Source organism: Diaphorobacter sp. HDW4B (assembly GCF_011305535.1).
In the GTDB taxonomy this organism is placed as follows: Bacteria; Pseudomonadota; Gammaproteobacteria; order Burkholderiales; family Burkholderiaceae_C; genus Diaphorobacter_A.
In genome coordinates, this window is record NZ_CP049905.1 from 1376093 (window position 1) to 1398984 (window position 22892).

Consider the following 22892-nt stretch of genomic DNA (forward strand, 5'->3'; position numbering starts at 1 on the left):
AGGGGTGATTGCCACAACGGGCGATCACCCCTTTTTCATTCGATCAAAGAGCGGCAATCAGCAAACAGACACGCGATGCGCTCACTCGATTTCGGCAGCCCTCCGGGACTGCTTGTGCTTTCGACCTTCCATGCGCAGCACGTGCGACAGATACCGACGTCGATAAAAAGCAGGAGTGATGTGGGAGCGCCACACCGCATCCTGTGATCGAAACGCCTGCTGAAAACGAGCGCGCTCTCTCCAGAAAGACGGCAACCCTGCCAACGCATCCTTGTAGGTTCGCCACAGCAGACCCACCCGGCCGAACAGCCCGTGTCTGGCGATCGAAAGCATGTGAGCCAACACCAGCAGCAGACCGAATCTCCAGAAAATGCTGGCGGGCAAAAGCTTCGCGTGCATCCAGATGCTGTTGCGCAGACCGTGGTATGTGATGAACGAACTCACTCCTCCGCCCGAGCTGGCCTGCCCTTCGTGCAAGGCCAGCACCTCGTTCACATAAATGGTTTGATAACCGCCGAGCACGGCACGCAAGACGAGGTCGGTATCTTCGCAGTAGCAGAAGTAGCGCGCATCAAAGTAGTAACCCGCCACGCGATGGATGTCTTCCAGCATCGCCCTCTTGAGCAGGCAACACCCGCCCGACGGTCCCACCAGCAGGTCGTCAAGGCAGTGGCGATCTGCTGGCATCAGGCTGCGATACAACGAAATCCCCAGCGTATCGACTTCTTGCGGCCGCGCGAGCTTGTGCATGCGTGCACCCACCATGCCTGTGCTTTCGGGCGTCCGACTGGCGCATGTGGTCATGGTGCGCACCCATTCCGGCAGCGCGACCGCGTCGCTGTTGAGCAGCAGCAACTGAGTACATTCCACATCCTCCAGCGCACGATCGATCATCAGATTGCAGCCCGCTGCAAACCCGAGGTTGCGCTCAGAACGCAGCAAGATCAACTCAACGCCATCCAGCGTCAACGCACCGACATGCGTCTGCAAAAGTTCGAAGTCCTCTTGCTGGGAGTCATTGTCGAGAATCCATATGCGACGCGGCAACATGGACCCACGACGGATGGATTCAATGCAGCGAATCGTCCGTTGGGCCGTGTTGAAGTTGATGATCAGAACAGCCGCCGCATGCGCGACCGCCATGGGCGCAGCCTCAAAAATCGGCGCAGAGTCAACCGGCATCTCAGCGGCAGAACTCATGGCGTAGCCACCCATGGCGACAGATGGTAGGGCGCGGTTCTGAACAGCGCCGATGCCTGCGAGCGTGGTGGCCAGGCCAGCTCGAAGTGTGAATGCTCCCAGCTCAGATTGGGGTTGTAGTACAGGTCTTCGCCGAGCTTCTCCGACCATCTGCGAGACCATCGGTCCGCATCACGCCTTTCATTGGCTGTCTGCGCGCCCAAGTGCCAGGCTTCATCGTGCCGACCTGCACCCAATCGCATCTCGACATCCGGCGTCCACAGGGTGCGCTGGCCCTGCTCATTGAGACGAAGGCAAAGATCAGCGACCGCAAACCGCAAGGTCGTCCATTCGCCATCCAATCCGTTCACGCTGTCAAACAGCGTCCTGCGCACCGCGATGCAGGCCGCGGACACTGCATGAAAACTCTGGTTGAGCACCGCACGACCGAAGTAGCCCTTGAATTGGGGAGACAAACCGTAGTGCGCGGAGATCAGATCGCAGGAACCGCGCATGAACATGCCACCATGTATCAGCATTCCCGTGCGATCGGTGAGACGCACACCTGTCACCCCGACGCGGGAACGCGCAGCGTGCGCAATCAGCCTTGGAAGCCATTCGGGGTGACGCGGGCGAATCCCTCCCCGCAGCAAAACCAGCATCTCCGTGTCCGCCGTCGCTGCAGCGGCATTCACGCGTGCGCCCATGCTGTCGCCATGACGTGCACCGAACCAACGCACACCCATTTGACTGGCTTGCTGCTCCAAGCGTCTGACGCACTCGGTGCTCAATGTCGGCGAGGCGACCCAGAACATGTCACGATCTGCTTGTCTCGAACTTGTGCGAAGACGCGCCGCGACGGAGTGCAGATCATGCATATCCGATTCGATGCAAACAATGATCGAGACGCGCGAGTCCTGCGCTCTTGCAGCAGGCAGGTACTGGTATCCGTGGCCCACGTAGCGTATGCGACCGGCTTGCCCCACCCGTTGGAGATGTGCATTGAGTGCGGCCTCTCCTGCCACCGCCGCATAGGGCTTGGCCCTCATGTTCATGGAGGTGCTGTTGCTGTGAACACGCCAGTGATAGAGCACCCGGGCAATGTGCACGATCTGTGACGGCTGCAATCGTTCCATGCAGCGCAGGGCCAGGTCATAGTCCTGAGATCCTTCTCGGCCTTCGCAAAAACGCCCCACCGAAGCAACCAGTGTTCGCCTGAAAACACCCAGATGCGACACCAGGTTCTGAGACAGGAACAGGTCGTAGTTGAACGCCGATTTGAAATAAGGCGAAGACCGGTGGCCGTGCGCATCGATCTTGTCTTCATCCGAGTAAATGATCCCCGCGTCCGGATGCTCCAATGCAGCGCGCGCCACCCAATACAGCGCATGGGGTGCCAGCAGATCATCATGGTCCAGCAATGCAATGAACTCACCCGTCGCGACGTCAAAGGCACTGTTCGACGCAGCACAGATATGGCCATTTTTCTCCCGCAAAACAAGCTTGATGCGAGAGTCCTGCAGTGCCATTCGCCGCAGCAGCGCTTGCACGCCGTGGGCGGTGGAAGCATCGTCCGCGATGCACAGTTCCCAATGGGGATATATCTGCTCCTGCACCGACCTTATCGCCTGCTCCAGCCAATCGATTTGCGGGTTGAACACTGGCATCAATACCGAGATGCGCGGGTGCCGCTTCCATGTCTGCACATCGGCAGCCAGCTCTCGCCGATCTGTCTGAAAGAGCGTGTCGTAGTGACGGCACCAACCCGCGTAGTCTTTTCCGGGCACGCCATTGATCTTTGCCCACGTGGTCTCACGCACCAGTCGGAAACGCCAGACATAGCCTTGCCATCCCTCCGAAATCCACAATCCCGCGAGCAAACACAGCGTGCGAAACCAACCTCCTCCGAGCGAGAACGCGCAGGCGATATCCGACAGCCAACGTCTGCCGAAGCCCTGTGGTCCTTCCTCCGCTTTGGCGCGACCTGCTTTCCAACGGGACAACGTGCGCATCACTCGTCTACCGGATAGGTCTGCGCGCGCGCCACACGCTCGTCAGCCGAACCGGGCCAGCGCACGGCATCTTCAGGCAGATCGGCCACCTTGCGCGCCAGCAGAAACGACTCCAGGTAGCCATCCAGCAAGGGCATCTCGATCGATGCAAACGAGGAACTGCGCAGCGCAGGCGGGGGATACATGCGAACCGGCTGATCCATGCCGCTGCTCAACACCTCAAACCCCATGCTCGGTCCATACAAGGCTTGCAGACCTGACTCGGAGACGCGCCAGAAGTCGTTGGGCGCTGCATGCAGTGGCCACGTGTGTGGAACGAAGTGCATGGTCAACCCGTCTGGTCGCAGAACATGATTGATCTGTGCTGCGACGACCCAGGGCGCTTCCAGATGTTCCATCACGCTCGATGACATCACTGCGTCCACCGACCCAGGCGCAAAGTGTTCGCTCAGCGCGTGCGCATCAGCGACCAGATCCACGCCCTCGCCCGCATGGATATCGACACGCACCACTCGGCACTCGGGCTCCAGACAATCGGCCCACTCATCCGGGTGATCGTCACCTTTTCGTCCACCCAACACGATGACTGTGCCACCGCGCTCCTTCATGAGTCTGCGAAACGTCTCCAGACAGGCAATGCTGGAGAACTCCGTCTGATCGCGCTGCATGAGGTGCTGTGGCAACGCAAGCGTCGCGCCCACCGCCACGCCCTCGTCGCATTCGACCTGCAGCTCGACGGGCTGAAATGGTGGACATGAAAGGTAGCCCGAAAAACCCATGGTGCTTGCGGCACGCTGCTGCTCAAAGTAGGTCTGCACGTCGGGTCGCGAACGCGTCACGAGTTCTGCCACGCTTTCTCTGCACGCCAGACGAATGCACTCCACGTTCTTGTCGGGCACATGCACCCAGCCAGACACATACACACCATGCGCGTCACACCATAGCTGGTCCACAAAGTGCACCAATGCAGGCACCACCATGGGCGCGGGCAACTTTGTGGATGCGTCACGGACCAGCGCCTTGGCGCGCATGTCCCGCCGCGTTGCATCAAGATCCTCTCGCACCCGGTCCAGCTTCGCCTGTCGCGATGGATCAGGATGCTGCCCGACGCACAAACTCAGCACGACATAGGCCTCGTGCATCTCGGATGGCGGCTTCGCGCTGTGCAGTGCGCAATGGAATCTGGCGATCCACGCATCAAATGCCAGATCGATATCCTGTGCAAGACACCCATCCCATACGCCATCGCACAGCGCCGACAACAATCCTTGCGAGCGCATCGAATGGCTTGCCAGGCATTCGAATACACGATCGACAAATGCGTACTGCGCCGACGCATTGAACTCCAGAGCCAACCTTGCGCCGGTGCAGGCGAACAGGCGAATATCGGGCAGCCCCTGGGGCATGGACTGCCAGAGTTCGATGGCCTGCTCCGCCTTGCCATCCATCACCAGCAGCAAGGCCCGCTCCATCCGCACAGGGCCCAGCAATGAGGAAGACTCGATGAAGCAGAACGGCCCGATGGCCACTTCACGCTCCATCCACCGCAGCGCTTGTCGCAAACCGGCATCCGCATCCACCATGCGCCCCTCCAAGCGAGCCAGCATGGCCAAGTGATATGCCATCGGTCCGAGAAAGCTCGGCAGTTGAGTCACATAGCTTTCGAAATCCGGCAACGAAATGGCCAGTTCAAAAGTGCTTTGACGCAGAAGTCGGCGCTCGTCCAGCAATGGACGCAAAGATGGGCATTCTTCCAGCCATGCACGGGCCGCAGCGAAATCGCCGCCGTTCATCAATGCCTTGAAAAGACGGTATGCGTGCCCCATGAGCATGGGCGATGCAGGGTCTGCATTCGGGCGCTGGAATGCATCGCGCAGGTATCGCTGGTAGACAACATGCCAGGACTCCACGCCCGCCCCGCAGCGCCGACTCTCCAGCGCCTGACGCGTGCCTGCTGTGGCGACCAGTTGGCCCCCATGGCGAACCACCTCCACGCATTCGAAGCCCGCACGCAACAGCGTGAGCTTGAGCATCTCGGCCGTGTAGAGACAGCGATGCTCTCCCGGAAAAAGGCGCGAGTAGATCTCCGATGGGTGTTCATGCGGCGTGATCGAATCCGCGTCTGGCGTGCTGAAAACCGCCAGACTCAGCGCGTCGGCCAAGGCCATGCGCAGTTGGCTGGCAAAGCCGACGGGGTCGTCCACATGTTCGATCACTTCGCTCGCGAGAATGAGATCGAAGCGTCTTGCATCCTGCGCAAGCCATGGGGCATCGAGCGGGCGTGCCAGAAGCTCACCTCGCAAATCCGTCGCCAGCGACATCGGGTAGGGCTCGAACCCCAATGCAGGAACGTTCAGCGCATGCTCCACGAAGTCCATCGAGTAACCAAGCCCGCAACCGACATCGGCAAATGCATTCAGATGCTGCGGCAGGTTCTCCATGATCATCCGCGCCATGGGCTCCACACCGGCACCCAGCTCGGCGTAGTACTTCACATAGCCCGCATCCAGTTCGCCCGCATAGGTGTTCTCGTGCACGAGCGAGAAGAGACTGCAGCATTTCTCACATCGCCAGAATGGCACCCACTCTTCATCGCCATGCAGATATCTGGCACGAACCCATTCACTGGTTTGTGGGTGCCCGCACGATGGGCAGACATCCCCCGATGAACCCTCCGCGAACTCGATCAGCGAAGAAGCAGGGAAGTGAGCGTATGTTTGCATGGTCGACACGCGAGTCCATGGTGAGCAATTGAGTGATGACGCACGACAAGCACCTGTCCGTCGCCTACAGCCAATGCAGATGAAGAAGCGTCAAATTATTTCATTCACGTTAAGTTACGTCTATACACGATTAGCAATCATCTGAGAGATATCAATTGCCACGGCAGCGCTTGTCGCGATGGCTTCGTTGAGTGAACTCGCGCTCTTCATATGCCATGCAGGAACGGGAAAACAAAGAAGCGGGCCGTGGCCCGCTTCTTTGTTGTTTTGAGAATGGCTGAAATCGTGAGATCGTGAAATCGGCGTTCGGTCAGTTCATTTGCCAGAGAACAGAAAATACGCCACCACCAACGCGACCACTGCAACGATCAGGCGCGCAATCCACGGCGTCACCAGCCAAGCGCCGAGCGCCAGCAAACCCGTGCTCCAGACCTTCGGCGATTGCAGCGCGCCGCCCTTTTCGTCAGCCGATGCGGGCCTGAGCGGATAGCCGCAGGAGGGACAGGACGCCGCCTGCGTAGAGACCATGTGACCGCATTCGGGGCATTTCATCAGTGCCATGTTCAGCCTCCTTGTGGGGGTGCCACTTCGATCAGTATCTGCACTCTGCGGTTGAGCTGTCGGCCTTCCGGGTTGTCTTTGCCATCGGGCGTGAGATTCGGTGCCACGGGCTCCCTGCGCCCCAGCCCTTGCGTGGCAGGATGGCGGCCCGTGCGCGTTTCCAGCGCCTTGGCCACAGACGCCGCGCGGCGCTCCGAAAGTCGGTCGTTGTAGGCGTCACTGCCCTTGCCATCGGTATGCCCACGCACCAGCAAAGGCGCGTTGGGATAGCTCTTGATCAGCTCGGCCGCCTTGTCCAGAGAAGGTGCCGCATCCACGCGCAGTTCATGTTTGTCGAAGTCGAACAGCACGTCGGCAGGCAGATCGATGGAGATCGCCTTGGCCGGTGTCGGCTGTGCCTTCAATTCGATGAGCAATTCGCGCGTGCGCTCAAGGCGCTCGGGCGGCACCTCGGCTTCGCGCAGCAGCGTGCTCGGCGTGTCGGCAGATTTCAAACCGGTCTGCGGACTGCTGCTGACCAAGCCACCGCCCGTGCCTTGAGGTGACAGCCTGGTCTCGGGCGCACCGGTCACGCGCTCCAGTCGAGTTTCTTCGCCGGACAGTTTTCTGTCGGAGCGAATCACATCGCGGGCCGACGCTGCAGAGCTCGCCATCGCAGCACAGACCATCGCGAGCCACAGCGATGATTTCAAAACATGCACTCCCAAACCCGTCAGCCCCCCGCAAGAGGCAGGTCCACACTGAAGCCCGGTGCGACGATGTTGTCGTCCGTATTGCTCTCGTTGAACACCAGTCGCAGCTTGCGCGCCGATGCCGGAACCGCGCCCATGAAAACCAGTTGACCGTTCAGCATCTCGCCCTCGCGGATGATGAGATCGCGGTTGTTGGTGGGCCGCTTGATCTGCAGGCGCGAACCCGATTCGTCTTCCAGATAGGTATCCAGCAGCGCCAGCATGGTCGAACTGGTGATGCGATTGGCAAACGAGATGCTCACATCCAGCACCGTCGCATCGGTGCCGATCTCGATGCCCTTGACCCGAACCGTGACGCCCGCCGCTGCCACGCCCTGCACGTTCAGTGGAAGCTTGCGCGGGGCAGCAAGAGACTGCGGCGCGGGAGCGGACTCCACGGTCGCCGCCGGAGCTGCGGGTGCCGCAGCGGCTGGCGCTGGCGCAGGCACGGGAGCGGGCGCAGGACTCGGTGCTGCGGGTGGATTGGTGCCAGCGCTTGGCTGCGAGCCCGCGGGCTTTTCATTGCATGCCGCCAGCAAAACAGCCACGGCCAACACACTTGCACTTGCTGCCATGCCGAAGCGCCCTCGCACACCATTTGCGTCGACCTGTGCACGCTTTTCTACATTCATTGTTCTGATTCCTCGCTATTCAAATTGATGCGCATGCGCCGCGCCTTGCGCTCAACGAATCGTGATGCTGTTGATCTGCGAAGGCTTGGACTTCTTGCCGCTTCCGTTGTCTTCGGGGCACTCGACTTCCTTCACATCACCGGTGTTGTGCCCCTGCACGATCACCGTGCGCCCCTTGAGGCTCGCCGCATTGACATCCACGCTGTTGACCGACACCGATCCGCCATTCGCGCAACGCACGCCGGATACGGAGTTGTTGGTCACCTCGATGCGGTTGCCACCTTGCGATGTCTCGGCCTTCGCGCGCTGAGCAGCACTCGCCTCTGCGGCAGCCCCGGAGGCTTGCGCCGATGCGCCATGGCTGAACATCGCCATCAACAGCGATGCGCCAGCCAACCGAAGTCGGCCGCGTCTATCCTTGATTTCAAAATGGGCCATGTCATTCATTCCTCCTTCAAGACCATTCAAAACGCACTCAGGGAGCGCGCTGCACAGGAACACCCGGCAGGGTCGATCCCGGCACCGTTGACCCAGGAGCGGAAGCCTTGGGCGCAGCAGGTTGCGGCACGCCGGGTAACCCGCGTTCCGGCGTCACCGTGAGGCTTCCAACACTGCCCCCCGCATCGGCAGCACCATCCAGCGAACCTTCACGCCGAATGCGCTCCTGCAACTGGCCCGCAAACCGCTCTGCCAGAGCCACCTCCTCCACCGCCATTTCATCGCCCAGTTCATTGATCATCGAAAGCACATTGGGCTGGGTCGCGCCACCCGGCTGCGACATGCGCTGCACCAAGCGGGCATAGCCCATGGCCTTGACGTTGTCCTTGGGCACCCCGATGCCCTTGCGGTTCATCTCGGACAAGCGCTGCATGGCCAGCGGATCGCCACGCACCGCCGCCATCAGATACCAGCGGTAAGCCTGCCCCATGTCGCCCAGACCACTTCGCGGATTGCGATAAGCATCCCCCACGAAAGACAGCAACTGCGGGTTCTGCGTGGTGACGGCCTCGCGTTTGAGACGCTCCAGCTCGTTGCGATACAGCGGCGCCTGACAACCCAACGCGGCCACGCCACGTTCCATCGCCTCGTTGCAGTCTTCGACAAAGCGCGCGGCAGTCGTCGCGCTCACCGGATTGGCCGCAGCGGGCGCTGTCGCCGGAGCATGCTGCGCATGCGCACTCCATTGCACACCAAGGACAGCCGCCAGCACTGCCGCATTTCTGGCGGTCGATCTGCAGACGGTTCGCCAGCGCGGCATCATGAGCCCACCTTTTCGTTGGCCGCCATGGGTTGATCCAGATTCGCGGCTCTGGGCTGCACCAGCGTGCCATCCCATGCCATCGGCACGCCGAAGAACAGCGGCTCAAAGCCCTTCCACTTCATCACATCGACAGGCCCAAGGTCCGAGTAACGTTCGTTGTAGACCTTCTGCAGCGCCTGTTGCGTCGCATCGTCGAGCTTTTGCGTGACCTCCACCGGCTCGCCATATTTGCGCAGGCTGACCTGGATGAGGCCCATCTTGAGTTCCGGCGTCAACGACTCGTAGGCGCGGCTCATGTTGCCGACCACCACCGGGTCGGGCTTGCCGCCCGGAATGCAGCGCCAATACGGCGTGTTCGTGGCCTTGCCGATCAGTTCCAGCACGCTCAGATCCACCAACGTGCGGATGGCCGAATGCCGCCCCTGCAGATACTTGCCTTCCAATTTGAAGCCGAAGGCGTCGCCGTAGAAGCCAACGCTCGCGTTGTCTTCGGAGCCGAAGTTGAGCACCTTGACGACGTTGGATGCCTGGATCTGCGGCACCATCTGCTGCGTGGAAAAGCTCACCAGATTCAGATCGAGCGCCAGCGCCGAATAGATCGCCGTGCGCTTGCGATCACCACCTAGTTCCACCTTGCCCCTGCCGCCACCAAATCCAACGCTGAGCGAGTTGGAGCGTCCCGCGCCGGCAATCGCCCGGTCGAATTCCGTCAATGCACCCGTGATCAGAAAGTCAGGCATGGTGACGCCGAACTTCGCACCGAGCTGCGCTTGCGACACCAGATAGTCCGGGTGATAAGGCACGTACACGATGCGAGCGCCAATGCGATTGACCGCCGTGCGCACCATCTCCGTGATGTCGCCCGGAATCTCCGCGCCCGCCAGCGGGCTGGAAAGATTGGTGGCATCCATGATGTTGCGCGTCTGCATGTAGATGACCGGATCACCGTCCTTGTAGATGTCCAGCATGCGTCCAAAGCGCCCCAGCGATTCCGCATAGGGGCTCAGATTGGACACCGGCAGCAGCTTGTCCGCCTCTCTCTCCTGCATCAGAGTCTTCGCATCCTTGAGTGCGTTCTCGGTCGATGCACATCCCACCAAAGAGGCAGCAGCCACCACAAGGGCCGCACGCCGAAAGATTGTTTTGTTCATGTTGCTTGTCAGAGTTGCCGCCCGGAAGGCGCGAGGGGTTGGACGGCCACGCGGGCCCTCCGTGTTCAGCGTGGCGTGTTCAGCACAGTGATGTTTTCGACACCCTTGCCTTCGACGTACAGCGTGACGGTGCCGTTCACATTGCCCTGGATCGTCGGACTGGCAATGCGCAAGGTGCCGTCGGCTGCGCGCTGGACGTCGGAGTAACTGGTGCGAATCACGATGTTCTGCTGGTTGTCGGGCAGCTTCAGCGTGCCGTCCGGCTGAACCAATGCACTCTGGTCCACCACCTTGTTGCTCGCAATGGCGTAGTTGACGCGCGATCTGGCGCTGACCGACTGGAACACGCTCTCGGTGACTTTCACGCCGGATTGCGACATGTCCTTGTAGGCACCGAGTTGTTCGCTGTAGTTCAGCATCTGCGCATTCGCGCCGAAGCTGCACAACACCAGCAAGCCACTCAGGCCCAGCACGCGCGCGCTTTGGCGCGCCGCACTTCTCGATGTCAGGGGTTGGTTTTTCATGGCCTTTCCTTTCTTCTTCCAGTTGTGCTCATCCGGATTCGAAATGAGCGTCGCCTCAATTGCTGACGATGTTGAATGCCGGCACCACGGTGACGGAGTTGTTCACCACGCCGACCGATGGCGTCGCGTACGTGTAGCCGGGGTTGGCCGCGTAGGCCATGTTGCCGACTACACCGGCCGACCCCACGATCGCGCCACCGATGTTGCGAACACTGCCGGAGGTAATGCCCGCAGCAGCAGCCGTGCGCGTGCCCACGATGGCCACCATGCCGGTGATCACGCCGTGGTTGATCACGGAATTGGAGGTTCCGCCCGCCGCCGCACTGCCGTTGTTGCCAGCGATCACCACGCTGCCGGTCATGAGCCCGCGATTGACCAGCGAGTTGACGGTGCCTCCCATCGTCGCGCTGCCGCGGTTCGCCGCGATCAGCACCTGCCCGGTGAGCTGCCCCTTGTTGTCCACGCTGTTGACCGTGCCGCCACCTGTGGCGCTGCCGTGGTTGCCCACCAGCGTGATGCTCGCGCCGGTGATGCTGCCGGAGTTGTCCACGCTGTTGACGGTGCCGCCGCGCTGTGTGCTGCCCCCGTTGCCGATGATGGATATCTGACTGCCCTTGATGGAGCCGCTGCCCGTCACACTGTTGATAGTGCCGCCACCTTGCGTGCTGCCCTGATTGCCGAGAATCGCAATCTGCGCGCCAGCGATGCTGCCACCCACGTTCACGCTGTTGGCCGTGCCATTGTTCGCAGAGCCGGTGTTGCCCAGAATGGTGATGCTGCTGCCCGAAATCTGGCCGCTTCCGGTCACGCTGTTGATCACGCCGTTGTTGGTGGCCGAGCCCTGATTGCCGATCACCGCAATCTGGCTGCCACGCACGCCGCCATCCACATCCACGCTGTTGGCCTTGGCGCTGCGTGCGCTGCCGCGATTGGTCGCCACCGTGACGGACGAGCCCGTGATGCGCGCACCTTGCTTGGTGCGCACGCTGTTGATGAGCGCTTCCTCGCCGCCGGTCTGCGCGCTGCCCTGATTGGCCATGATCTGCACCGTGGCGTTCTCGATGGTGCCATCGGCATGCACGCTGTTGGTCAGCGCCATCCTGTCGTCATCCGCGCGCGTCTCGCCCGCCGTGTTGGCAAGCAACGTGGCATTCAGACGGCTCATGCTTCCGGAACCGGACTGCGTGATGCTGTTGGCCGATGCCAGCCCCTTGGTCGCGGTGACGTTGCTCGCCGTATTGCCGATGAGCTGCAGGCTCGCATTGCGCATGGCCGACAACACTTGAATCGCATTGGCGTTGGCGTGACCGACCCCTTTGTCGAACACCGCGTGACCCAGCACGGTGTCTTCATCGCCCGCACTTCGGACGCTGGACGCCGTGTTGCCGATGAGGGTCGCCGTGCTCGCTTCCAGACTGCCGCGACCATTGATCGACAAGGCATTCGCGTTGATGCGACCACCCTCCGCATTGAGACTGCGCACCGTGTTGCCGACGATCTGCAAGGGCGTGTTCGACAGGCGCGTCGAGCTTTCTCCATCGATGTACAGGCTGTTGGCCGCGAGGATGCCGTTGCTCTTGGAGCCCGCACCGGCGACCTGCGATGCACCGCCCGATGCACGCACGTCATCGGCCTTGTTCGCGAGAATGCTCACCGCGCTGTTCTGCACGCGCGCACCACGATAGGCCGCCAGCGCATTCACCAGTGCCGTGCCGCCATCCACATGCACCTGACGTGCGGTGTTCATGCTGATGAGCCAGGGCGACGATTGATCGATCTTCGCATTGGAATTGAGCACCAGCGCATTGGCAGCAGCGCGCGCATTGCTTTCGCTGCGCGCCAAGCCCGCGACCGCCGACGAAGACTTGGCTGCCGAACTCATGTCGCGTGCCGTGTTGCCGATCATCGAGCCCGATGCGGAAAGCTGCGAGTCGCTCTCCTTGCCACGCTCGACGGACACGCTGTTGCCCATCAGAATGCCGCCCTTCGCGGTCAGCCCATGCGCCTCGTTGTTGGCAAAGTTGACGCTGCTGGCGTCCAGCTTTGAGCCACTCACGGACAGCGTGTTGGCCATTGCAGTGGACTGCTGACTGGCGGAGTACAGCAGGCTGCCACCGGCTTGCCCCGAGAAGCCCGTCGAGCTCACTTGCGAAGCACGGTTGTTCATCAAGGTGACGGTCGATTTCTCCACCTGGCCCTCGCTCACCGCCACCGAATTCACCGCGGCAAAACCGCCGGAGCCCGTCACCGTACGGCCTTCGTTGCCCTGCAATTGCAGTGTGGATTTCTGCAGCGTGGACTCCTTGTCCAACGCGACCGTGTTGCTCAGTGCCCGGCCATTCTTTTCGAAGGAGCCGACCAGCCCCATGCCGATGGAGCCAGAACCGCCAGCTGTGCGCACCTGCTCCGACACATTGCGATCGAGATGAATGCTTCCGCCTTGCACCGTCGAGCCATCAAGCCAGATGCTGTTGGCCGATGCGCCACCGCCCGTGGCCACCACGTCCGTGGCGCGATTGTTGGACAGTGAATGCAGCGGCGACTCATTGAGTTGCCCCTTCTGCACCGAGATCGCATTCGCCAGCGCCGAAGCCGAGATGCGCACATCGGCCAACGCGCCGCCCAGCAGGCTGCCTTCGCCACCGAATGCCTGCACGTTGGTGGCCTGATTCTTCTGCAGGTTCGCGTCGTAGCCCGCGCCACCCGTGAGTTGGTGGTCGGTGAAGCTGATGCTGTTGGCCAGCGCACTGCCGCCCGTGGACGTCATCTGCGTGGCCTTGTTGTCGGACAGATTCAGGCGCGCCGCCTGCAACTCGCTGTTCGACACGGCCACCGTGTTGGCCGCCGCAACGCCCGTGAGATTGACCTCGGCCAGCATGCCGCGACCCAACCCCGCACTGCCGCCACCGGCGCGAATCGCTTGCGCCTGATTGTTCGAACTTTGAATCTGCGAATCACGCAACTTGCTGCGCGACGCCGTCAGCGCATTGGCCAGCGCCGCGCCGCCCATGGAGACCACATCGTCGGCCTGGTTCTGCACCATCGACACCCGCGCTTCATGGGCTTCGGTGGCGTCCAGCAAAACGCTGTTGGCGGTTGCCCGGCCAGGCAACTGCAATGACCCCGTGCCCAGCAGCACCGAAGCCTTGGCACCGAAGGCATTCACCTGCGATGCCTTGTTGTTCATGACCAGCAGCCGGCTCGATGTGAGCGGCTTGCTGCCTTCCCCGCTGGCGACCATGATCACGTTCGCCGTGGCGGCACCGCCCAGCGCGTTGACCAATCCAGTCACCTGATTTCGAAGTACCTGCGCCTGCGAGTCGCGCATGTGAATGGCCGCAATGCCCACACTGTTGGCTTGTGCGGTTCCGGCCAGATCGATGCTCATCCCGACATTGGCGAGCGCCGATCCCTTGCCACCGGACGAGATGACCGGTCCCTGAGATTTGTTGCCCTGCACCTGCACCTGGGAGTTGCCATTCATTTCCGTGCCGGCACTGTTCTTGTGCCAACCCAGCCCCGTCAGCATGGACTCCTGCGCACTCGCGTATTGCGTGACCGAAACCATGGCCGCCCCCAGCACGCCCAATGCAAACCAATGCGGTGGAGATGTTCGTGACTTGTGCACTCAAAGTCCCTTCGTGGAAAACTTCACGGAGCCGCTCGGCATGGAGCGACGGAGAACTTGCAGCAGCGGCCAACACGCCGCTCCTGCAAGTTCTGGCTACAGCTCAGTCACTCAGTTGATGTTCACCGAGTTGACGTTGGCCGTACCACCGATGGCCTTGATGTTGGTGGCTTCGTTGTCCGAAACCGTGATGTGGGAGTCAGTGATCTTGGAGCCGGTGATGTTCACCGAGTTGACGTTGGCAAGGCCTTCCATCGAAATCTCGGCCACTTTGATGCCGACCTTGCCGCCACCGGCCGTCACGTCGGTTGCCTTGTTGCGAGAAACGGTGATGGTGCTGTTCTTGATTTCCGAACCGGCCGAGCCCTTGCCCGAAAACAGGCCAGGAATCGAGATGTTTCCGCTCTGTGCAAATGCGGAGCCACAGGTAAGAGCCAAAAGGGCAACTGCGGTGGTAGCAATCTTTCGCATATTCATGATCCTTTGAAAGTTGAGATTGAACTGAAAAGCAGCCTCACACGGCTAGCGAATGGATTCTCAACGTCAACCGAATTCACGAACGTAAAAAAAAGTTCCTTTCGACCTGATTCAACGGGATATTGTCATAAATGCACTTCATCGAGAGAAAATCATCCATAGCCGTCACAATCACACCCAAAGAAGCTTAACAATCAATCACTTACAACCACTAACACGCCTTACTCGATGATCCCATTGAAAGATGATGTATGAATTCAAAACAGTTCATAACATATTCGAATGCAAAAATACTTGACACTGAATAGAACCGGAACAATTGACATCCGCATAAGCAAATAATCAAAGTGAATATCCCAACAATTGATATCCTTTGAATTTTTTGATCTATAGAGATATTCACAATATCGTCACAAAAATCCCTCAGTCACTCATGAAAATCGCTTTTTTCGCTCCACTGATAATCGCGCTCACAGCCTGCACACCTGAATCCCATCCCTTCGGATCACAGAGCATTTCCTACCCCGGCGACGAACAGATTTCGTCGGCATTGGAAGCGCAGCTCGTGAACGATCCTCACAGCGCGGCGGCCCGTGAACTGATTCAGTCATTGGGTGGCGACAAGGGGAAACTGCGCTACACCATCCATCGCGTGATTTCTCGCGGCGGGGGCAGCTTCGAGGCGCACTACGATGCCGTGCTGGTGATGGGTCAGCCGGGCGAACAAAGCTTGCAGGCCTTGTATGCGCGCATGATTCCCGACGACGAGAAAGCCAAGCTGCCCGATGCCAGTCTTGCCGCCTATTCGGGTTGGCTCAACAAGCATGCGGAGACCCTGAAAAAGAACTCTGCGCAACAGGCACAGGGGCAGGCCTTGAGCGACACACTGGCATCGCTCACCAAGTGCTATGGCGAGGCCAAGCCTGGCTCGGAAGTGGTGGTCATGAATGGACTGGGCGCGCTGCTGTTGCCCGAGCGCAGAGGCCTGTATGCGGAAAAACTGGCGATGCCAAACACCGAGATTCGTTGCCTTCCCGCCTGAAGATCCCGCATGCGTTCGCTCGACACGGCGACCGCATGTGGCCTGTTGGCTATTCGACGATGGTCAGCTTGGCCACCGACAACGCCAGCCACTTCGTGCCGTGCCGAGGGAAGTTCACCTGCGCGCGCGCATCGTCGCCCGTGCCTTCGATGGCGAGCACCTTGCCTTCGCCGAACTTGTTGTGGAACACCGCCGTGCCCGCCTTGAGGCCGTGCGACGATTCGCTCTTTTGCTTGGGCACGGGTGGGCTGGCGAAGACGTCGGGCTTGAAACCCGAGCCATAGCCACTGCCGCTTCCTGAACGCGAACCAGCGCGGCCTGCAAATCCACCGGAGGCATCGGGCGAGTAGGTGCCGAAGGCGGATTGCTTGGGCGTGATCCACTTGAGCGCGCTCTCGGGGAGTTCGTCAAAAAATCGGCTCTTGATGTGATAACGCGTCTGGCCATGCAGCATGCGGGTCTGCGAATGGCTCAGGTACAGGCGCTTTCTCGCACGCGTGATTGCCACGTACATCAGGCGGCGTTCTTCTTCCAGACCATCACGGTCGCTCATCGCGTTTTCGTGCGGGAACAGGCCCTCTTCCATGCCGCCAATGAAGACGCCATCGAACTCCAGGCCCTTGCTTGCGTGCACGGTCATGAGTTGCACGGCATCTTGCCCGGCTTGCGCTTGGTTGTCGCCCGCTTCCAATGCGGCGTGCGTGAGGAATGCGGCCAGTGGCGAAAGCGTTTCGCCCGTGTCCACATCAACCACGCCCTTGGGTGAATCCTGGGGCGCATCGTTCAACGGCTCGTTCAACAAAGGTCGATCCGGATCGATGCCTTCGCTGACCGGGCTCTGCGTGAGCGTCATGCCCTGCTCGTCGATCGGCAGCGCCACTGCGTCGCGGCCAAAGCCTTCCTGCGTGACGAAGCTCTCGGCGGCGTTGACCAGTTCTTCCAGATTCTCGATGCGATCCGCGCCTTCTTTTTCGTTGCGGTAATGCTCGATGAGGCCGCTCGATTCAAGCATCTGGCTGATGATGCCGCGCAGATTGAGGCCATGTGTCTGTTCACGCAGCACGTCGAGCATGGCAACGAATGCACCGAGATTCGCACCGGCTTTTCCGGGCACGGCACTCACCGCATCGTGCAGCGAACATCCCGCCGAAGGCGCCGCATCCTGCAGCGTTTCCACCGTGCGCGCACCGATGCCGCGTGGCGGGAAATTCACCACGCGCATGAAGCTGGTGTCGTCGTTGGGATTTTCGAGAAGACGCAGATACGCGAGCGCGTGCTTGATTTCCGCACGCTCAAAGAAGCGAAGACCGCCGTACACGCGATACGGAACGGACGCGTTGAACAGCGCCGATTCGATCACGCGCGACTGCGCATTGCTGCGGTACAGAATGGCGATCTCGCGGCGCTCGAAGCCATCGTTCTTCACCAGTTGCTTGATCTCATCGACCATCCACTGCGCTTCGGCCAGATCGGTGTTGGACTCGTAGACGCGCACCGGCTCGCCGGGGCCTTGCGTGGTGCGCAGATTCTTTCCGAGACGTCGGCTGTTGTGCGAGATGAGCTCGTTGGCCGAGTCCAGAATATTGCTGTAGGAGCGATAGTTCTGCTCCAACTTGATCTGATGCTTGACGTCGAACTCGCGCACGAAGTCGGCCATGTTGCCCACGCGTGCGCCGCGAAACGCGTAGATGCTCTGGTCATCGTCGCCCACGGCAATCACGCTGCCGCTGGTGCGCAGTTGGCCGCCGACCGTGTCGCCCGCCATCTGCTTGAGCCATGCGTACTGCAGGCGATTGGTGTCCTGAAACTCATCGACCAGAATGTGCTGGAAGCGGCGCTGGTAATGCTCACGCACGGGATCGTTGTCGCGCAGCAGTTCGAACGAACGCAGCATCAGCTCACCGAAATCCACCACGCCTTCGCGCTGGCATTGGTCTTCATAGAACTGATAGAGCTCGACCTTCTTGCGGCTGTCGACATCATGCGTGGGCACGTCGCCGGGGCGCATGCCCTCTTCCTTGCAGTTGGCGATGAAGTACACCAGTTGCTTGGGCGGAAAGCGCTCCTCGTCCACATTGAGCTGCTTGCACAGGCGCTTGACGGCCGAGAGCTGATCCTGCATGTCGAGGATCTGAAAACTCTGCGGCAGACCCGCCAGTTTGTGGTGCGCGCGCAGGAGGCGATTGCACAACCCGTGGAAGGTGCCGATCCACATGCCGCGCACGTTCACCGGCAGCATGGCCGACAGACGCGCGATCATTTCCTTGGCGGCCTTGTTCGTGAAGGTCACGGCCAGAATGCCGCCCGGTGTGGCATAGCCGTTTTGCAGCAGCCAGGCGATGCGCGTGGTGAGCACGCGGGTCTTGCCCGATCCGGCACCGGCCAGAATCAGCGCATGCCCCTGCGGCAACGTGACCGCCGCCAGTTGCTCATCATTGAGCCCTTGCAGAAGCGGCGACGACGCTACGCGGGCACCGTCCTGCGATTCGTTGAAAAGGCCTGCGGGCGGCGCGGAAAACATGTCTTGTGGAACCATGCCTCCATTGTAGAAAGCTCCATGAGGCTCCCGCTTTTCAGGGACAAGAACGCGCGGCAATAGCCCTGCGCTCATGTGCGACATTCCAACGCCGCACAAATCCATCTAGAATCAATCACCGGGCCCAAGATTTCTTGGCCCGGTTTTTTGTGCCCGCACGAAACGTGTCGCGTGTCACAAATACCGGTTGCCAGACCAAGCGCCCAATTCTGAAATGAACTGTTAGGAGCTTGGACTCATGGAAATCTTTGACTACGACAACATCCTGCTTTTGCCCCGCAAGTGCCGCGTGGAAAGCCGCTCGGAATGCGATGCCAGCGTGGAACTCGGTGGCCACACCTTCCGCCTCCCCGCCGTGCCTGCCAACATGAAGACCGTGGTGGATGAAAACATCTGCACATGGCTCGCGCAGAACGGCTATTTCTACGTGATGCACCGCTTCGATCTGGACAATGTCCAGTTCACCAAGGACATGCACGCCAAGGGCTGCTTTGCCTCGATCTCGCTGGGCGTCAAGCAGCCCGACTACGACACCGTCGACGAATTCGTGGGCGAAGGCATCACGCCCGAGTACATCACCATCGACATCGCCCACGGCCATGCCGACAGCGTGAAGAACATGATCGGCTACTTGAAGGAAAAGCTGCCCAAGTCCTTCGTGATCGCAGGCAACGTGGGCACGCCCGAAGCCGTGATCGATCTCGAAAACTGGGGCGCCGACGCCACCAAGGTCGGCATCGGCCCAGGCAAGGTCTGCATCACCAAGCTCAAGACCGGCTTCGGCACGGGCGGCTGGCAACTCTCTGCGCTCAAGTGGTGCGCGCGTGTGGCCACCAAGCCCATCATTGCCGACGGCGGCATCCGCAGCCACGGCGACATCGCCAAGAGCATCCGCTTTGGCGCCAGCATGGTGATGATCGGCTCGCTGTTTGCAGGCCACGAAGAATCGCCGGGCAAGACCGTCGAGGAAAACGGCCAGCGCTTCAAGGAATACTACGGCTCGGCATCCGACTTCAACAAGGGCGAGTACAAGCACGTCGAAGGCAAGCGCATTCTCGAACCGGTGAAGGGCAACCTTGCCAACACGCTGATCGAGATGGAGCAGGACGTGCAATCGTCGATCAGCTACGCGGGCGGCAAGAAGCTCATGGACATCCGCAAGGTGAACTACGTGATCCTCGGCGGCGACAACGCTGGCGAACATCTGCTCATGTGAACGTGACGATTTTCGGGGCCGCCACAACAAGAAAGTTGTGACAGCAGCGCGAAATTTCTTGAAGAATTTCCGCTTTTTCCGAGAGCGCTCACAATTTGGTGCATAATAGCGGCTTCGGCAAAATGCTGAACGCTAAGGGCTCTTAGCTCAGTTGGTAGAGCAGCGGACTCTTAATCCGTTGGTCGAGTGTTCGAATCACTCAGGGCCCACCAAACAAAGAAACCCGCTGCAACTTCACGGTTGCAGCGGGTTTTCTCTTCAAGCACAGCGTTCACTTCCGTCGAAAACCCTCTGATGTCGATTGAATTTTTGCTTTTTCTGCAGACTTCATTTTTCGATGTATAATTCGAGGCTTCGGTTTTCAGACATTGTTTGATCACCAGAAGGGCTCTTAGCTCAGTTGGTAGAGCAGCGGACTCTTAATCCGTTGGTCGAGTGTTCGAATCACTCAGGGCCCACCAAAACAGCGACGCGCTGCAATCTCACGGTTGCAGCGCGTTTTCGCTTGTGCGGTGCATACACCATCCTTGACCGCCGATTGTTCAACAATACTCAAGGATTTCCCCATTGGCACAGTCCACTCCTCGTGCGCCAATCGGAGCTTTGTCTTTTTTGCTCAAAACTCCAGCGACATGCGCACTCACCACTCGATCCTCTCCTCCCTCACGCTGGCTGCGAGCCTGGCGCTCGGCTCCTTCGCGGCACACGCGGCCGACTATCCGACCAAACCCGTCGAACTGATCGCCTCGGCTGCCGCAGGCGGCGGCACGGATAACATGGCGCGTGCCTTCACCGAAGCGGCGCGCAAGCATTTCCCGCAGCCCATCGTCGTGGTGAACCGCCCCGGCGCGGCCAGCTCGATCGGATTCACCGAAGTCGCCAACGCCAAGCCCGATGGCTACAAGCTCGGCATCATCACCGTGAATCTGGCGATTCTTCCCGCGCTCAATCTGACCAAGGTGACGGTCGAGGACTACATCTACATCGCGCGCCTGAACAATGACCCGTCCGCCATCACCGTGCGTGCGGATGCGCCGTGGAAGACCATCGAAGAATTCCTCGCCGAGGCACGCAAGAACCCCGGCAAGCTGCAGGTGGGCAACGCGGGCATCGGCGATGCGTGGCACGTGGCCGCACTCGCGCTCGAAGAAAAGACCAAGACCAGCTTCAACCATGTGCCTTATCAAGGCGGCAATCCCGCCGTGCTGAGCCTGCTCGGCGGACATGTGGATGCCGTCACCGTGAGCCCCGGCGAAGTCGCGCAACACGTGGCCGCAGGCAAGCTGCGCATGCTTGCCGTGATGGCCGATCAACGCATGCCCGGCGTGTTTGCGCAGACACCGACCTTCAAGGAACGCGGCATCGACCTGACCGTGGGTGCATGGCGCGGCCTGGTCGCACCAAAGGGCACGCCGGACGTCGTCGTGAAGACGCTCAAGGAAATGGCGCGCAAAGCGGGCAATGAAGCGAGCTTCCGCGAAACGCTGGAGAAAACCAACCTCGGCTGGTCGTACGGCGAAGGCGATGTGTTCCTCAAGCAGATCCTCGGCGACCGCGAAATGTTCAAGGGCATCCTCGCCAAGCTCGACATCAACAAGTAAGCCCATGGCCGTGAACATGACCAATCAGGCCCAGCGCATGCAGGACATGCTTGCGCGCGGCGAAATGCTGCAGGCCCCCGGCGCGCCCGACGTGCTGACCGCGCGCCTTGTCGAACACGCGGGCTTCAACGCCATCTACATGACCGGCTTCGGTGCCACCGCCAGCACGCTGGGCGTGCCCGACATCGGCCTGATGACGCAGACCGAAATGCTCACCCAAGCCCGCAACATGGTGCGCGTGACCAACGTGCCCATCATTGCCGACGCCGATGCGGGCTACGGCGGCATCAGCAACATCGAGCGCACAGTGGTGGAGTACGCCAACTCGGGCGTCGCTGCGATTCATCTGGAAGACCAGGTGGCCCCCAAGCGCTGCGGGCAGATGGCTGGCATTCGCCTGCTGAGCCGTGGCGAGAGCGTCAAGCGATTGAAGGCCGCCGTGCAAGTGCGCGGAAATCATCCGCTGCAGATCATCGGCCGCACCGACGCGCTCGGCGTGGACGGCATCGACGCCGCCATCGATCGCGCCAAGGCTTATCAGGATGCGGGCGTGGATCTCGCGTTTGTCGATGGTGTGAAGACCATCGCCCAAGTCGAGCAGATCGCCACGCGCCTTGAAGGCCTCAAGGTGATCTCCATCGTCGAAGGCAACGAGACCACGGCACTCAACGTGGACCAACTGCGCGGCATGGGCTTTTCCGTCGTGCTGTATGCGGTGACCACCTTGTTTGCTGCGGCGAAGACTTCGCTCGACGTGCTGCAGAACCTCAAGCAATCCGGCACCACCCAGGCCGATACGCAGAAGATGATGAACTACATGGATTTCGTGAAGATCGTCGGCATCGACAAGTACCAGAAGCTGGACGAGGAGTTTGGCGGCGAGTGATGTCAGGCACGCATTGATTCCTGTCGTGAAAACAGACCGGCCTGAGGCAAGCAGCGAAAAGCCATTGCATAAAATCCACTGACATGGAAGCTGCGGCAAACAAGAGGGTCCAGACCCGCAGCTTCGCTTCAGTCCGGTCCAACAATCCAAGGGAGGGAATCGTGCCTTTATTGAACCTGTCCTGCGTGAACTGTTCAGCGCCATTGCAGATCACGGATGACGTGGATAGATTCGCCTGCTCGTATTGCGGATCGTCCCAGATGGTGGAGCGCAAAGGTGGCACGGTCACACTTCGCCGCATGGAAAGTGCCATTCATGCCGTGCAGCGCGGCACGGATCGAACCGCTGCCGAACTGGCCATTCCTCGCCTCACGAACGAGCTGAATCAATTGACCGCACGGCGCACTGAAGCGATTGCCTCGGAAAAGGAAACACTTCAGCGCGCACGCAGTGGTCGAAAATCGCTCACCATACTGACGCTCGTTGTCGTGTTCTTCGGGGGACTGATGCTGATAGGCTCGGCAACAGTTCGCCCCGCGATTCAAGTGTTCTTGAACATCCTCTGGTACATCGCCGTCATTGCCATTCCAGTGTTCGTGTTCAAGACCGTCAAGATGCCCCGCAGCTCTTCAAAAAGCGTCGTTTCGGACATCGATATGCAGATTGCCAGAGTGGAAGAACATCTCAAGGCCAATCGCAGGATTCTTGACGAACTTCCCGGTTGAATCCGGC

18 protein-coding genes and 2 tRNA genes are annotated in these 22892 nt (G+C 60.3%); 7 read left to right on the forward strand and 13 right to left on the reverse strand.

Translation table 11 applies throughout. The features are described 5' to 3' along the window. Positions 1-81: 81 nt before the first annotated feature. The 12 genes from G7048_RS06550 to G7048_RS06605 form a co-directional block, all read right to left on the reverse strand. A complete protein-coding gene (locus G7048_RS06550) occupies positions 82-1200 on the reverse strand; it encodes a glycosyltransferase family 2 protein (protein WP_240933188.1) in 1119 nt (372 codons plus the stop codon). Further along, complete coding sequence (locus tag G7048_RS06555; RefSeq protein WP_240933296.1) at positions 1197-3191, reverse strand: glycosyltransferase; 1995 nt, start codon at positions 3189-3191, stop codon at positions 1197-1199. Before G7048_RS06555 ends, G7048_RS06550 begins: the two co-directional genes overlap by 4 nt. Continuing rightward, positions 3191-5728 carry a class I SAM-dependent methyltransferase gene (locus G7048_RS06560; RefSeq protein ID WP_166067361.1) on the reverse strand — a complete coding sequence of 846 codons (2538 nt, stop codon included), beginning with the start codon at positions 5726-5728 and terminating at the stop codon, positions 3191-3193. The genes G7048_RS06555 and G7048_RS06560 overlap by 1 nt, the downstream gene beginning before the upstream one ends. 501 nt (positions 5729-6229) lie before the next feature. After that, on the reverse strand, positions 6230-6475 hold the full coding sequence (locus G7048_RS06565; protein WP_166067362.1) for a zinc ribbon domain-containing protein: 246 nt from the start codon (positions 6473-6475) through the stop codon (positions 6230-6232). Positions 6476-6477: 2 nt separating this feature from the next. Continuing rightward, complete coding sequence (locus G7048_RS06570; protein ID WP_240933189.1) at positions 6478-7167, reverse strand: OmpA family protein; 690 nt, start codon at positions 7165-7167, stop codon at positions 6478-6480. Between the two features lie 20 nt (positions 7168-7187). Then, positions 7188-7838 carry a hypothetical protein gene (locus G7048_RS06575; RefSeq protein ID WP_240933190.1) on the reverse strand — a complete coding sequence of 217 codons (651 nt, stop codon included), beginning with the start codon at positions 7836-7838 and terminating at the stop codon, positions 7188-7190. Positions 7839-7889: 51 nt separating this feature from the next. Further along, a complete protein-coding gene (locus G7048_RS06580) occupies positions 7890-8276 on the reverse strand; it encodes a hypothetical protein (protein WP_166067363.1) in 387 nt (128 codons plus the stop codon). A gap of 37 nt (positions 8277-8313) precedes the next feature. After that, on the reverse strand, positions 8314-9099 hold the full coding sequence (locus tag G7048_RS06585) for a sel1 repeat family protein (RefSeq protein WP_240933191.1): 786 nt from the start codon (positions 9097-9099) through the stop codon (positions 8314-8316). Continuing rightward, positions 9096-10250, reverse strand: a complete 1155-nt coding sequence (locus tag G7048_RS06590; protein WP_240933192.1) for a hypothetical protein — start codon at positions 10248-10250, stop codon at positions 9096-9098. Before G7048_RS06590 ends, G7048_RS06585 begins: the two co-directional genes overlap by 4 nt. A 65-nt stretch (positions 10251-10315) precedes the next feature. After that, complete coding sequence (locus tag G7048_RS06595; protein ID WP_166067364.1) at positions 10316-10774, reverse strand: hypothetical protein; 459 nt, start codon at positions 10772-10774, stop codon at positions 10316-10318. 55 nt (positions 10775-10829) lie between these two features. Further along, the gene (locus tag G7048_RS06600) at positions 10830-14402 is read right to left on the reverse strand and encodes a hypothetical protein (protein ID WP_240933193.1); all 3573 of its coding nucleotides are present in this window, start codon (positions 14400-14402) and stop codon (positions 10830-10832) included. A gap of 111 nt (positions 14403-14513) precedes the next feature. Beyond that, positions 14514-14873 (reverse strand): hypothetical protein, encoded by a 360-nt coding sequence (locus G7048_RS06605; RefSeq protein ID WP_166067365.1) that lies wholly within the window; start codon positions 14871-14873, stop codon positions 14514-14516. 379 nt (positions 14874-15252) lie between these two features. Here G7048_RS06605 and G7048_RS06610 point away from each other — a divergent pair, with 379 nt between their 5' ends. Then, positions 15253-15921, forward strand: a complete 669-nt coding sequence (locus G7048_RS06610) for a hypothetical protein (protein ID WP_240933194.1) — start codon at positions 15253-15255, stop codon at positions 15919-15921. Positions 15922-15970: 49 nt separating this feature from the next. On the opposite strand, the gene G7048_RS06615 is transcribed toward G7048_RS06610, so the two are convergent. After that, the gene (locus G7048_RS06615; RefSeq protein ID WP_166067366.1) at positions 15971-18457 is read right to left on the reverse strand and encodes a UvrD-helicase domain-containing protein; all 2487 of its coding nucleotides are present in this window, start codon (positions 18455-18457) and stop codon (positions 15971-15973) included. A gap of 238 nt (positions 18458-18695) precedes the next feature. Here G7048_RS06615 and G7048_RS06620 point away from each other — a divergent pair, with 238 nt between their 5' ends. From G7048_RS06620 to G7048_RS06645, 6 genes are all read left to right on the forward strand, one after another. After that, positions 18696-19673: a GMP reductase gene (locus G7048_RS06620; protein WP_166067367.1), complete on the forward strand. Its 978-nt coding sequence runs from the start codon at positions 18696-18698 to the stop codon at positions 19671-19673. Between the two features lie 136 nt (positions 19674-19809). Then, a tRNA-Lys gene (locus G7048_RS06625) sits at positions 19810-19885 on the forward strand. Between the two features lie 173 nt (positions 19886-20058). Further along, positions 20059-20134: transfer RNA gene (locus G7048_RS06630), tRNA-Lys, on the forward strand. Positions 20135-20305: 171 nt separating this feature from the next. After that, entirely contained in the window at positions 20306-21274 is a 969-nt protein-coding gene (locus G7048_RS06635; protein ID WP_166067368.1) for a tripartite tricarboxylate transporter substrate binding protein, read from the forward strand. 4 nt (positions 21275-21278) lie between these two features. Further along, the gene (locus G7048_RS06640) at positions 21279-22160 is read left to right on the forward strand and encodes an oxaloacetate decarboxylase (protein ID WP_240933195.1); all 882 of its coding nucleotides are present in this window, start codon (positions 21279-21281) and stop codon (positions 22158-22160) included. 161 nt (positions 22161-22321) lie between these two features. Continuing rightward, complete coding sequence (locus G7048_RS06645) at positions 22322-22885, forward strand: hypothetical protein (protein ID WP_166067369.1); 564 nt, start codon at positions 22322-22324, stop codon at positions 22883-22885. Positions 22886-22892 lie beyond the last annotated feature (7 nt).

Bases quoted from the DNA above. Each gene is read 5' to 3' on its own strand.
- G7048_RS06550 (WP_240933188.1), bottom strand. From the start codon at position 1,200: ATGAGTTCTGCCGCTGAGATGCCGGTTGACTCTGCGCCGATTTTTGAG.
- G7048_RS06555 (WP_240933296.1), bottom strand. From the start codon at position 3,191: ATGCGCACGTTGTCCCGTTGGAAAGCAGGTCGCGCCAAAGCGGAGGAA.
- G7048_RS06565 (WP_166067362.1), bottom strand. From the start codon at position 6,475: ATGGCACTGATGAAATGCCCCGAATGCGGTCACATGGTCTCTACGCAG.
- G7048_RS06575 (WP_240933190.1), bottom strand. From the start codon at position 7,838: ATGAATGTAGAAAAGCGTGCACAGGTCGACGCAAATGGTGTGCGAGGG.
- G7048_RS06580 (WP_166067363.1), bottom strand. From the start codon at position 8,276: ATGGCCCATTTTGAAATCAAGGATAGACGCGGCCGACTTCGGTTGGCT.
- G7048_RS06585 (WP_240933191.1), bottom strand. From the start codon at position 9,099: ATGATGCCGCGCTGGCGAACCGTCTGCAGATCGACCGCCAGAAATGCG.
- G7048_RS06590 (WP_240933192.1), bottom strand. From the start codon at position 10,250: ATGAACAAAACAATCTTTCGGCGTGCGGCCCTTGTGGTGGCTGCTGCC.
- G7048_RS06595 (WP_166067364.1), bottom strand. From the start codon at position 10,774: ATGAAAAACCAACCCCTGACATCGAGAAGTGCGGCGCGCCAAAGCGCG.
- G7048_RS06605 (WP_166067365.1), bottom strand. From the start codon at position 14,873: ATGCGAAAGATTGCTACCACCGCAGTTGCCCTTTTGGCTCTTACCTGT.
- G7048_RS06615 (WP_166067366.1), bottom strand. From the start codon at position 18,457: ATGGTTCCACAAGACATGTTTTCCGCGCCGCCCGCAGGCCTTTTCAAC.
- G7048_RS06620 (WP_166067367.1), top strand. From the start codon at position 18,696: ATGGAAATCTTTGACTACGACAACATCCTGCTTTTGCCCCGCAAGTGC.
- G7048_RS06635 (WP_166067368.1), top strand. From the start codon at position 20,306: ATGCGCACTCACCACTCGATCCTCTCCTCCCTCACGCTGGCTGCGAGC.
- G7048_RS06640 (WP_240933195.1), top strand. From the start codon at position 21,279: ATGGCCGTGAACATGACCAATCAGGCCCAGCGCATGCAGGACATGCTT.